Below are 12,244 nucleotides of genomic sequence, written 5' to 3'. Positions count from 1 at the left end.
TTTATTTTGAAAAAAAGAGGAGTGACCAGTGATGGCAGATGTAGTTAAAATTACTTTCCCTGATGGAGCTGTGAAGGAGTTTCCTAAAGGAACAACAACTGAAGAAATCGCAGCTTCCATTAGCCCAGGCTTAAAGAAAAAAGCTGTGGCTGGAAAATTAAATGATGAGATGATTGATCTTCGTACACCAATTGAAGAAGATGGTGCAGTTTCAATCATTACATTAGATTCTGAAGATGGCTTACACATTTTACGCCACTCAACAGCCCATCTTTTAGCACAAGCGTTAAAACGTTTATATAAAGATGTGAAGCTTGGTATTGGTCCAGTAATTGAAAACGGCTTCTACTACGATATCGATATGGAAGAAGCAATTACAGTTGAGGACTTCTCAAAAATTGAAAAAGAAATGCAAAAGATTGTGAACGAGAACTTAGAAATCGTTCGCCATGAAGTACCACGTGCTGAAGCGCTTCGTCGTTACGAAGAAATCGGCGATGAGCTGAAATTAGAATTGATTAACGATCTTCCAGAAGATGCAGTTATTTCAATTTATGAACAAGGCGAATTCTTCGACCTTTGTCGTGGTGTTCACCTTCCATCTACAGGGAAAATTAAAGTATTTAAATTGTTAAGCGTTGCAGGTGCTTACTGGCGCGGCGATAGCGACAATAAAATGTTACAACGTATTTACGGTACTGCATTCGTGAAAAAAGCAGAATTAGATGAGCACTTGCGTATGCTTGAAGAAGCGAAAGAGCGTGATCACCGTAAATTAGGTAAAGAGTTGAAACTATTTACAAATAGTCAAAAAGTAGGACAAGGCTTACCGCTTTGGTTACCAAAAGGTGCAACAATCCGCCGTATTATCGAGCGTTACATTGTTGATAAAGAAGCAAGCTTAGGATATGACCACGTATATACTCCAGTACTAGGAAGCCGAGAGCTTTATGAAACTTCTGGTCACTGGAATCACTACCGAGATGGCATGTTCCCATCAATGGAAATGGATAATGAGGAATTAGTACTTCGTCCGATGAACTGCCCTCACCATATGATGGTTTATAGACACGATATCCATAGCTATCGTGAATTACCAATCCGTATTGCGGAGCTTGGAACAATGCACCGTTATGAAATGTCTGGTGCATTATCTGGATTACAACGTGTACGCGGAATGACTTTAAATGATGCGCACATTTTCGTTCGTCCAGATCAAATTAAAGAAGAGTTAAAACGAGTTGTAAACTTAGTACTAGAAGTATATAAAGACTTCGGTTTAGAAAACTATTCATTCCGTTTATCTTACCGTGATCCAGAAGATACTGAAAAATACTATGCTGACGATGAAATGTGGGAAAAAGCACAAGGCATGTTAAAAGAAGCTATGGATGAAATGGGTCTTGAGTACTATGAAGCTGAAGGTGAAGCAGCATTCTACGGTCCAAAACTTGACGTTCAAGTTCGTACTGCACTTGGAAAAGACGAAACACTTTCAACTGTACAATTGGACTTCTTACTTCCAGAACGCTTTGAATTAACTTATGTTGGTGAAGATGGTAAACCTCATCGTCCAGTTGTAATTCACCGCGGTGTTGTATCAACTATGGAACGTTTTGTTGCCTTCTTAATCGAAGAGTACAAAGGTGCATTCCCAACATGGTTAGCACCAGTTCAAGTACAAGTAATTCCAGTTTCTCCACAAGTACACTTAGACTATGCGAAGAAAGTACAGGAAGATTTACAACGTGCTGGTATCCGTGTAGAAGTAGATACTCGTGAAGAGAAAATCGGTTATAAAATCCGTGAAGCACAAATGCAAAAAATCCCGTACATGCTTGTAGTAGGTGACAATGAAGTTGCTGAAAACGGCGTAAATGTACGTAAATATGGTGAACAAAAATCAGAAACAATCGCATTAGATGCTTTTGTTGATATGATTAAAGTAGAAGGAAAACGCTAAGAAAGAGCCGCGGCATGCCGCGGCTTTCTTGTATTTTACGAGTAATTGAAGTTAGAAAAAATAACCAAACAATACTTATCATAAAAAAGTATTGCATGTATTCGTGTTGTTTGTTACAATATTTCTTGTTGTTAGTAAAACGCGTCTTCTTGACAGACGTTATATCCTATGGTAAACTCATCAAGGATAATAGAATATTGTTTTGTAGAACAAGTAGAAGCACCCGCTTCTCACCTGATTGACACATTCGTAGTTAGCAGGTAAATGTATTTCTTACTAAAGATATTACAAGTGTGGGTGCCCGTATGCCCGCACTTTTTTTGTTCGGGTTCTATGATTGCAAAACATATTCTGAGAAAATCTTGGAGGTGGCTTACTATTAGCAAGGATATGATGATTAACGAGCAAATTCGTGCACGTGAAGTACGTTTAGTTGGTGCGAATGGTGATCAACTTGGCATCAAGTCTCGTAATGACGCTTTAGACTTAGCTGCAAATCTTAATCTTGATTTAGTATTGGTTGCTCCAAATGCGAAACCGCCAGTATGCCGCATTATGGACTACGGTAAATTCCGCTTTGAGCAACAAAAGAAAGAAAAAGAACAGCGCAAAAATCAAAAAGTAATTAGCATGAAAGAAGTTCGTTTAAGTCCAACAATTGATGAACACGACTTTAACACAAAACTTCGTAATGCTATCAAGTTTTTAGAGAAAGGCGACAAGGTTAAAGCGTCAATTCGCTTTAAAGGACGTGCCATTACTCATAAAGAAATCGGTCAACGTGTTTTAGATCGCTTCTCAGAAGCTTGTGCTGAAGTTAGTACAATCGAATCTAAGCCTAAAATGGAAGGACGTAGTATGTTCTTGGTTTTAGCACCGAAAAACGATAAGTAATAGATAGAGGAGGAAATACCTATGCCTAAACAAAAAACTCATCGCGGCGCTGCAAAGCGTTTCAAAAAGACTGGATCTGGTAAACTTAAGCGTTCACACGCTTACACAAGCCATTTATTCGCTAACAAATCTACGAAAGCTAAACGTAAACTACGTAAAGCTGGTGTAGTAAGCGCTGGTGACTTCAAACGCATTCGTCAAATGCTTGACAACTTAAAATAAGTTCGGCTGATATATAGAACAAATAGGAGGTAATATTATGCCAAGAGTAAAAGGTGGTACAGTTACTCGTCAACGTCGTAAAAAAGTTATAAAATTAGCAAAAGGTTACTACGGTTCTAAAAATACATTATTTAAGGTTGCTAACCAACAGGTTATGAAATCTTTACTATATGCATTCCGTGACCGTCGTCAAAAGAAACGTGACTTCCGTAAATTATGGATCACTCGTATCAACGCAGCTGCTCGCATGAATGGTCTTTCTTACAGCCGTTTAATGCACGGTTTAAAAGTTGCTGGTATCGAAGTTAACCGCAAGATGCTTGCTGACTTAGCTGTTCATGACGAAAAAGCTTTCGCTGAATTAGCAACAGTTGCAAAAAGTAACTTAAAATAATTGATTAAAACCTTAGAAGATTTTCTTCTAAGGTTTTTTTATTTGTCTGGGTGAGAGATGAATTGTATGGGAGTAAGAGTTAGGAAGCGGGAAAGATTAACAGACGTGTTGTAATCGATATGAAAAAAGAATCTTAATATAATATGCAAAAAGCTAGGGGAGAATCTTCTGGCTTTTTCGATATAATGTCACACGGAATATTTTGAAAATTTTAAAATAAATGGTAGATTTAGGGTGAGTCTTGTACTAATATGTAAATGAAAACCTTTTCAAAAACCGAGTGAGGGAGGAATTCATTTGAAAGCAGCTGTTGTAAACCAATTTAAAGAGCAATTAGAGGTAAAAGATGTCCCAAAACCAAAGGCAGGAACGAACGAGGTGCTTGTACATATTCAAGCATGCGGCGTTTGCCATACAGATTTACATGCCGCGCATGGTGACTGGCCAGTAAAACCAAAACTACCACTAATTCCAGGCCATGAAGGTGTTGGGATTATAGAAGAAGTAGGAGAGGGTGTTACCCATCTTAAAGTTGGAGACCGCGTTGGAATTCCGTGGTTATATTCAGCATGTGGTCATTGTGAATACTGTTTATCTGGCCGTGAAACTCTTTGCCTAGATCAGCATAATGCAGGGTACTCAGTTGATGGAGGTTATGCAGAATATTGTATAGCAGCAGCTGATTATGTAGTGAAAGTACCAGAAAACTTAAGCTCAGTCGAAGCAGCGCCTTTGTTTTGCGCAGGTGTGACAACATATAAAGCCTTAAAAGTATCAGAGGCAAAGCCTGGACAATGGGTAGCTGTTTTTGGAATCGGTGGTTTAGGACATTTAGCAATGCAGTATGCAAAAGCAATGGGATTACACGTAGTGGCAGTTGATACAGTTGATGAAAAGCTTGAACTCGCAAAAGAACTCGGTGCAGATTTAGTTGTAAATCCATTAAAGGAGGATGCTCCGCTTTGGATTCATGAAAAGGTAAATGGTGTACATGCTTCTATTTGTACGGCAGTTTCAAAGCCAGCATTTGACCAAGCATATCGCGCAGTTCGTCGTGGCGGCGCATGTGTAGCAGTAGGATTGCCGCCAGAAATGATGGAAGTGCCAATCTTTGATACAGTATTGAATGCGGTAAGAATTGTTGGTTCTATCGTTGGAACACGTAAAGATTTACAAGAAGCGCTCCAATTTGGCGCGGAAGGAAAAGTAAAAGCAATTGTCGAAACACGTCACTTGGATGAAATTAATGATATTTTCACGGAAATGGAAGAAGGAAAGATTAACGGACGTGTTGTACTTGATATGACAAAAACGGTATAAAAGTTGTACTGATATAGAAGAATATATAGTAAAAAAGGTCGGAGGAAAATCCTCTGACTTTTTTACTGTCGTTTTAAACATGAAGAAAGGTATCTTTCCTAGTATAAACGACACTGCTATAATGGAAAGATGATATGCAGCTTTCATCATATAAATAATCTGTTTGGCGATGATTGAAACGTATTTAGGATTTAAGGACAAGCTACCCATTAAAGGAATAGGGAGCTGACTTGTTAACAAAGATGACAATTCATTTTGAGATGAAACAGCATTGTTGAAAATTTGATGCAATGTTGAAGGAGGACAATAGAATGGACTTACTACAACTATTTAAATTACAAAAAGAATTAGATGATCGTATTGCAAAAGAGCATGATTTACAACCGAAGAAATTATTAAAAGAAAAAATGCTAGCACTTCTTGTTGAAATTGGAGAACTTGCAAATGAAACACGTTGTTTTAAGTATTGGAGTACAAAACCAGCATCTGAGCGTGAAGTTATACTTGAAGAATATGTAGATGGGTTACACTTCATTTTATCAATTGGAATCGATTTAGGTATTGATAAAAACTTCTTGTTTTATAAATGTGCCCAAACAAATAAAACACAAGTTGAAATATTTTTAGACACGTATGCGAAAGTCATTCGTTTTACGGATCAACCATCTATTACAAATTATATTGAATTATTTACAAGCTATCTTCGCCTTGGACAGGCTCTTGAATTTGATCAAGAAGAAATTGAAAAAGCATATTTAGATAAAAATCAAGTAAATCATCAACGTCAAACACAAGGATATTAATTTGATTTTTGAATATTTCAATATATTTATTGTATAATAAATGTATTGAAGAAAAAGGAGGGTGTTGGCAATGACAAAATTAGACGCGACATTGACAATGCTAAAAGAGTTAACAGATGCACGCGGGATTGCGGGTAACGAGCGCGAACCACGTGAAGTGATGAAGAAGTATATCGAACCGTTTGCAGATGAACTTTCTACAGACAATTTAGGAAGCTTAGTTGCGAAAAAAATTGGGGAAGAAAATGGTCCGAAGATTATGGTAGCTGGTCATTTAGATGAAGTTGGTTTCATGATTACACAAATCGATGACAAAGGTTTCCTTCGTTTTCAAACGGTTGGTGGCTGGTGGTCACAAGTTATGCTGGCACAGCGCGTAACAATTGTAACGCGTAAGGGGGATGTAACTGGTATAATCGGTTCAAAACCACCGCACATTTTACCAGCAGAAGCTCGTAAAAAACCAGTAGAAATTAAGGACATGTTCATTGATATTGGTGCTTCTAGTAAAGAAGAAGCAATGGAATGGGGCGTAAGGCCAGGGGATCAAGTTGTACCATACTTTGAATTCCAAGTCATGAATAATGAAAAGATGTTACTTGCAAAAGCATGGGATAATCGTATTGGTTGTGCAATTGCAATTGATGTATTAAAACAATTAAAAGATGAACAGCATCCAAACGTTGTATACGGCGTTGGAACTGTACAAGAAGAAGTAGGTCTTCGCGGTGCGAAAACATCTGCAAATTACATTAAACCAGATATTGCATTTGCAGTAGATGTTGGTATTGCTGGCGATACACCAGGAGTAACAGAAAAAGAAGCGCAGAGTAAAATGGGCGATGGACCACAAATCATTTTATATGATGCGTCTGTCATTGGGCATACAGGTCTTCGTAATTTTGTAGTTGATGTTGCGGATGAATTAGGGATTCCATATCAATATGATTCTGTAGCTGGTGGCGGAACAGACGCAGGCGCAATCCATGTTTCTGTAAATGGTATTCCGTCTATGGCAATTACGATTGCAACTCGTTACATTCACTCTCATGCGGCAATGTTACACCGTGATGATTATGAAAATGCAGTGAAGCTAATTGTAGAAGTTATTAAACGTCTTGATAAAGAGACTGTACATAACATTACATTTGATTGATATAAGAAAGAGCGAGAGGGCATTCCTTTCGCTCTTTTTCATTTAAATGGCTAATTTAGTCCAGCCGCTGTATATGGACCTAAAATAATTAAACGAGATAGCTGCAAGGCCATATAATGAGGCGTATATGGCATATTTTGCTTTAGCCAAGAAATGACCATTCCTAAATGTGCACCTGTTACATAACTAATGAGGATATCACGCGGTACAACTAATTTTTCTTCATTTGGTTGTGAAATTGAAAGGCTAAGAAATAAATTCGTTTGAATTGCTTTCATCATTTGAGAGGAAAACTTCGGAATCCCATTCTCTCCAAGCATCACTTGATAAAAGAAAGCATTCTCAGCAATATGACTAAACAAAGATAGAAAGACAGGGTGAGGCGTATCAAGGGTAAGTTTAAACTCACTCTTATCTAAATTTTTCGGTTTAAGAATGTCTGCTAATGTTGTTAACATTTCTTGGATGCTTTTATCTAGTAGATCATATTTGTCATAATAATGGCTATAAAAGGTTGCACGGTTTACAGTTGCCTTTTCAGCAATATCCTGAACTGTAATGCTATCGAAACTTTTTTCGTGTATTAAAGATGTAAGGGCATCACGTATTGCTTGTCTCGTTCGCTTTACGCGTGGATCGTTTGAATTTTTAATAGACATTTTCGCTCTCCTTGCTGAATTTTATTCCCTTAAACAACAGATATATAGTGTAATGTTGGATAACCAACATATATGTCCAAATTGTCGGTTGTAGATTCAAAATAATTAGTTATAATTATAAACGATATTCCTTTAGAAAACAGCACCACTCGCATGCAGACTAAAAAAACTGCTTTGTCATGCAAAAGGTGTGCTTTTTTTGGTTAATGGTTAATATAATTAACAATTAATGAATATAAACAAAAGGAATATAAATAGTTTAGAAAAAAATTATATGCGATATAAGGAGAGGAAAGCAATGAATCAGTTTCGAAGAATGGTAATTATCAACATTATCACATTAATTGTATTAGTTGGCGGCGGTATTGGCGGTTATTACTACTACAACCAATCTGCAAATTATTTAAAAACGGATAATGCAAAAATTGATGGGAAAGTAATCCCAGTTGCATCACCAGTAGCAGGGAAGTTAACAGAATGGAAAGCTGAAATAGGTAAGAATTACAATGAAAACGATAAATTGGGTGCTGTTTCTGCACTAGGACCAAATGGTGAGCAAACGGTTGATGTAACAATTCCGAAAAGTGCAACAGTTGTTCAATCAAATGCAACAACAAATGCTTTTGTTGGAGCAGGTAGTCCAATTGCGTATGCATATGATCTGAATGATTTATGGGTAACAGCAAATATTGAAGAAACAGATATTGATAATGTACACAAAGGTCAAGAAGTAGACGTGTATGTAGATGCATATCCTGATACAACGTTAACAGGAAAAGTAGAACAAGTTGGTTTAACAACAGCAAATACGTTCTCTATGCTACCATCAAGCAATGCAACAGCAAACTATACAAAAGTAACACAAGTTGTACCAGTTAAAGTTTCTTTAGATCATAGCAAATCAGTAAATATTGTTCCTGGAATGAATGTGACAGTTCGTATTCATAAGTAAGGGGGGAGATGAAATGTCCTCAGCTTTAATTGTAGGATATGCACTATTTTGTATTATCGTCTTCTTCCTTGTAAATCGTCTTTTCCGAAAGAAAAAAACGAACGTGGGAGAAGAACAGGTCCCAGCGGTAAGTAAGATAGAAACAAAGCAGCCAGAACAAGAATCTTCAAATGTCGTGGAATTAGAAACACCAAAAAAAGAAGTAGTAGAACAAGAAATACCGAAAATTACAAAAGAAGAACCAAAAAAAGAACCAAAAAAGCAATTGCCAGTAGAAAATGTAAATGTAAAAGCAGTTGTAGCGGTATTAATTCTCGGCATGTTCGTGTCAATTTTAAACCAAACAGTCATTAACGTTGCTTTGCCGGCATTAATGAATGAATTTAACGTATCCACTTCAACGGCACAATGGTTAACAACAGGATTTATGCTTGTAAATGGTATTTTAGTGCCAATTAGTGCGTTTTTAGTTTCACGGTTTACGTATCGTAAACTATTTGTAGCAGCGATGTTGTTCTTTACAGTAGGTTCTATTATTTGTGCTGTATCTGGAAGCTTCACGATGATGATGGCAGGACGCGTGACTCAAGCAGTTGGCGCAGGGATTTTAATGCCAGTTGGTATGAATATTTTCATGACTTTATTCCCGCCTCATAAGCGCGGAGCAGCGATGGGGTTACTTGGGGTAGCAATGATTTTAGCGCCAGCTATCGGGCCAACTGTAACAGGTTGGATTATTCAAAATTACAATTGGAACTTAATTTTCTATGCGATGTTTGTCATTGGTTTATTTGTCACATTGCTATCTGTAAAATTCTTTACACTAGCTCAGCCAGTTTCTAAAACAAAGTTAGATATATTTGGCGTTATTAGTTCAAGTATTGGGCTTGGCAGCTTACTGTATGGATTTAGTGAAGCCGGAAATAAGGGCTGGAGCAGTGCAGAAGTTGTGATTTCAATTATCATTGGTGTAATTGGTATAGCGTTATTTATTTGGAGAGAGCTGACGACGGATAATAAGATGCTTGATTTACAAGTATTTAAATATCCAACGTTTACTTTCACATTATTAATTAATGCAATTGTAACGATGGCACTCTTTGGAGGTATGTTATTACTTCCTGTATATTTGCAAAATATTCGCGGCTTTACGCCAATTGAATCAGGTTTATTGCTCCTTCCAGGATCATTAATTATGGGAATCATGGGACCAATTGCAGGGAAGTTATTTGATAAGTATGGCATTCGTCCGTTAGCAATATTTGGATTAGCTATTACAACATTTGCAACATATGAATTTACTAAGTTAACAATGGATACACCATATAGCGTCATTATGACGGATTATATTATACGTTCATTTGGTATGTCATTTATTATGATGCCAATTATGACAGCTGGTATGAACGCTTTGCCGATGAAATTAATTTCTCACGGTACAGCAACGCAAAATACATCAAGACAAGTAGCGGGTTCAATTGGTACGGCGATCTTAATTACAATTATGACGCAGCAAACAACAGCTCACGTAGCAGATTACGGAAATATGCTAACAAAGACAAACCCAATTTTAGTTGATAAAGTACATGGAATGGGGCAAAGTTTAGCGGGGGTTGCCGGATCAGCACAAGCTGGAGATGCGATGAGCTCGCAACTATTATTCGGACAAATTTCGAAGCTGTCTGCGATTAACGGTATTAATGACGCTTTCTTAATTGCAACAATATTAGCGGGTATTGCCTGGGTATTATCATTATTCTTACCATCAGGCAATAAGCCCAATCGAAAAGCAGAGAATTAATTTCTCTGCTTTTTTGTTTGAGACTCAGCTTAAAGAGGACTAGACATGATTTGATAGAAAGTTACCCCAAGGACGCCAACAGAAATCATGATAATCCCCATAATAAGGATACTCATGATTTTATTATGAATTCCGCTTATGCTAGCTAACGCGCCAGCTAAAGGAAAGATGCTCCAGTACATAGTAGTTGGGATAGGAATAAGTCGCTCCATATCAATCCCCATTCCCCAGAGAATAAAAGGTATAAATGCTCCTTTTTTATTTCATAGATTTAATTCTTAACTTCTCCTGGCTATTTGTAGGAGGTAGGACTTCACCCAACTCTGATGGATGTTTCGTTTTATAAAAACGCAAGCGTATTATTCATAATATGAAATAACATTGCTGGGATAATAGAATTTGTTCTTTTGCACAACACAGCCATCAATAGCCCCATAAGGAAAGTTATAACCATTACACCGAGTGAGTATGTATGAGCAATACCAAAGATTAAGCTCGTTCCAATTGCTGCGATCCAAAATGGAAAACGCCCTGAGAAGAAACGAAGGATAATGCCGCGGAAAATAATTTCTTCAAAGATAGGTGTGAATATTGCGAATCCAATAATTAACAAAAATTTATATTGTTTGAGAACATCTAAGTTTAAGGCAGATGCTTGCTGCGTTGTTGCATCTGGAAATAGATGTGTCATGATAAGTGAATTTAGGATAATATTTAAGGCAAAGAAAATAAGTAAGTATACGTAGGTGCTCACTTTTTTTAGTGCCTGGAAATTAAAAGCGGATGACAATAGCCTTTTCACTGGTTGATACTTGTAGACGAATAACAATAAAACGAGTAGTTGTAATAAAGTACTTGCAGTATTTCCAAGTGATTCATATAGAGCAATTGTTTTTTTATCCGTAACGCCTTCACTGTAAATCATAAGCGGAAGTAATATAAATAAGCCGCTTATGAGTCCTGTTCCAAAAAAGGCAAATAAAGCGGAACCGATAAATTGTCCCCATGACATGGAGTGTTTCTGGGCGTATGTAAGTTGTGTATTTGAGTGCATATATAGAATCCTTTCTTCGTATTTGTATATAAAATTATATATATTTAGTTTAGGAATGTCATTTTCTAATATTGCATAATAGTTAGAAAGTTAACTTTCTATGTCTGCTGAAAATCAGATAAGTGAAGGCTAATGAAAGTTTCACTTTACATCAGCGCAATTGTGTTGTTCATCATATGAAGTAAAATAGCCGGGATAATAGAATTTGTTTTTTTACATAATATGGCCATAAACATCCCCAGGATGAACATAGAAACCATAACACCAGCTGAATACGTATGAGCTATTCCGAATAAGAAACTAGATCCAAGTGCTGCGATCCAAAATGAAAAACGTTGTTGTAAGAAGTGAAGAATAATACCGCGAACGATAAGTTCTTCGAAAATAGGTACAAAGACAGCGCTGCCTAACAGTAATAAAAGTTTATATTGTTTTAACATTTCTAAGTTTAAAGCAGAAGATTGTTCCTTTGTTGCATCAGGAAAGAGATGAGCAAGTATAAATGCACTAATAATAAGATATAATCCATAGAAAAGGAATAAGTATATATATGTACTTAATTTTTTCAGTGGTGTAAAGTTTAGTGTTGGGACAATTAAATTTTTTAATGGTTTGTATGTATAGATGAAAATTAATAAAATAGATAATACAAATAATTCTCTCCCGGAAGTTGTAAGGGATGTAGCGAGGGCAATTTGTTTTTGATCTGTAAGCCCTTCTGTATAAATAACAGTAGGGAGACTTATGAAAAGATCGGCTAGAAGATTTGTTCCCCACATTGCAAAAATGATAGAACATAGAAATTGTGATAATGACATCGTTCGCCTTTGGTCGTAAGTTAGTTGTATAGCTTGTTGCATAATGAATCACCTATTTTAAAAATATTTTGTAATTAAATACAATATATAGATTATAAAATATTAAAAGGAGAAAGTCATTATGTAATCTTACATAGCATGCACGATAAAAAATCACCTTAATCCAAGTTAAGGTGATTTTTTATTACATATTTTCAGTATCCTTGCT

General features: G+C 36.5%; 13 protein-coding genes and 1 other annotated feature. Of the genes, 9 read left to right on the top strand and 4 right to left on the bottom strand.

Annotated features, from left to right (window positions below; all coding sequences use genetic code 11):
• The first annotated feature begins 31 nt into the window (after positions 1 to 31).
• The 7 genes from thrS to ACIQ7L_RS18185 all read left to right on the top strand — a co-directional run bounded on the left by thrS (position 32) and on the right by ACIQ7L_RS18185 (position 6,752).
• Entirely contained in the window at positions 32 to 1,963 is a 1,932-nt protein-coding gene (gene thrS / locus ACIQ7L_RS18215; protein WP_400570862.1) for a threonine--tRNA ligase, read from the top strand.
• A 205-nt stretch (positions 1,964 to 2,168) separates the two neighbouring features.
• Positions 2,169 to 2,290, top strand: a sequence feature (ribosomal protein L20 leader region).
• Between the two features lie 63 nt (positions 2,291 to 2,353).
• On the top strand, positions 2,354 to 2,857 hold the full coding sequence (gene infC, locus ACIQ7L_RS18210; protein ID WP_000973214.1) for a translation initiation factor IF-3: 504 nt from the start codon (positions 2,354 to 2,356) through the stop codon (positions 2,855 to 2,857).
• A 21-nt stretch (positions 2,858 to 2,878) separates the two neighbouring features.
• Positions 2,879 to 3,079, top strand: a complete 201-nt coding sequence (rpmI, locus tag ACIQ7L_RS18205) for a 50S ribosomal protein L35 (protein WP_001125945.1) — start codon at positions 2,879 to 2,881, stop codon at positions 3,077 to 3,079.
• A gap of 37 nt (positions 3,080 to 3,116) precedes the next feature.
• Entirely contained in the window at positions 3,117 to 3,473 is a 357-nt protein-coding gene (gene rplT, locus ACIQ7L_RS18200) for a 50S ribosomal protein L20 (protein WP_400570861.1), read from the top strand.
• A gap of 297 nt (positions 3,474 to 3,770) precedes the next feature.
• Positions 3,771 to 4,793 carry an alcohol dehydrogenase AdhP gene (gene adhP / locus ACIQ7L_RS18195; RefSeq protein ID WP_400570860.1) on the top strand — a complete coding sequence of 341 codons (1,023 nt, stop codon included), beginning with the start codon at positions 3,771 to 3,773 and terminating at the stop codon, positions 4,791 to 4,793.
• A gap of 311 nt (positions 4,794 to 5,104) precedes the next feature.
• Positions 5,105 to 5,596: a dUTP diphosphatase gene (locus ACIQ7L_RS18190; RefSeq protein WP_097898371.1), complete on the top strand. Its 492-nt coding sequence runs from the start codon at positions 5,105 to 5,107 to the stop codon at positions 5,594 to 5,596.
• Between the two features lie 70 nt (positions 5,597 to 5,666).
• Positions 5,667 to 6,752, top strand: coding sequence for a M42 family metallopeptidase (locus ACIQ7L_RS18185; protein WP_400570859.1), 1,086 nt, complete (start codon positions 5,667 to 5,669; stop codon positions 6,750 to 6,752).
• A gap of 50 nt (positions 6,753 to 6,802) precedes the next feature.
• Here ACIQ7L_RS18185 and ACIQ7L_RS18180 read toward each other — a convergent pair whose 3' ends face one another.
• Entirely contained in the window at positions 6,803 to 7,411 is a 609-nt protein-coding gene (locus ACIQ7L_RS18180; RefSeq protein WP_400570858.1) for a TetR/AcrR family transcriptional regulator, read from the bottom strand.
• A gap of 298 nt (positions 7,412 to 7,709) precedes the next feature.
• Between ACIQ7L_RS18180 and ACIQ7L_RS18175 the strand changes: the two genes are divergently transcribed.
• Entirely contained in the window at positions 7,710 to 8,363 is a 654-nt protein-coding gene (locus tag ACIQ7L_RS18175; protein WP_400570857.1) for an HlyD family secretion protein, read from the top strand.
• Between the two features lie 13 nt (positions 8,364 to 8,376).
• Entirely contained in the window at positions 8,377 to 10,164 is a 1,788-nt protein-coding gene (locus tag ACIQ7L_RS18170) for a DHA2 family efflux MFS transporter permease subunit (RefSeq protein WP_400570856.1), read from the top strand.
• A 29-nt stretch (positions 10,165 to 10,193) separates the two neighbouring features.
• On the opposite strand, the gene ACIQ7L_RS18165 is transcribed toward ACIQ7L_RS18170, so the two are convergent.
• The 3 genes from ACIQ7L_RS18165 to ACIQ7L_RS18155 form a co-directional block, all read right to left on the bottom strand.
• Entirely contained in the window at positions 10,194 to 10,376 is a 183-nt protein-coding gene (locus tag ACIQ7L_RS18165; RefSeq protein ID WP_400570855.1) for a hypothetical protein, read from the bottom strand.
• A gap of 128 nt (positions 10,377 to 10,504) precedes the next feature.
• A complete protein-coding gene (locus tag ACIQ7L_RS18160; protein ID WP_400570854.1) occupies positions 10,505 to 11,218 on the bottom strand; it encodes a CPBP family intramembrane glutamic endopeptidase in 714 nt (237 codons plus the stop codon).
• Between the two features lie 146 nt (positions 11,219 to 11,364).
• Complete coding sequence (locus ACIQ7L_RS18155; RefSeq protein WP_400570853.1) at positions 11,365 to 12,078, bottom strand: CPBP family intramembrane glutamic endopeptidase; 714 nt, start codon at positions 12,076 to 12,078, stop codon at positions 11,365 to 11,367.
• Positions 12,079 to 12,244 lie beyond the last annotated feature (166 nt).

The organism is Bacillus sp. NPDC094106 (assembly GCF_044764345.1).
Lineage (GTDB): Bacteria > Bacillota > Bacilli > Bacillales > Bacillaceae_G > Bacillus_A.
Note: the sequence above shows the minus strand (reverse complement) of the source record. Positions and strands in the feature narration are given on the sequence as shown.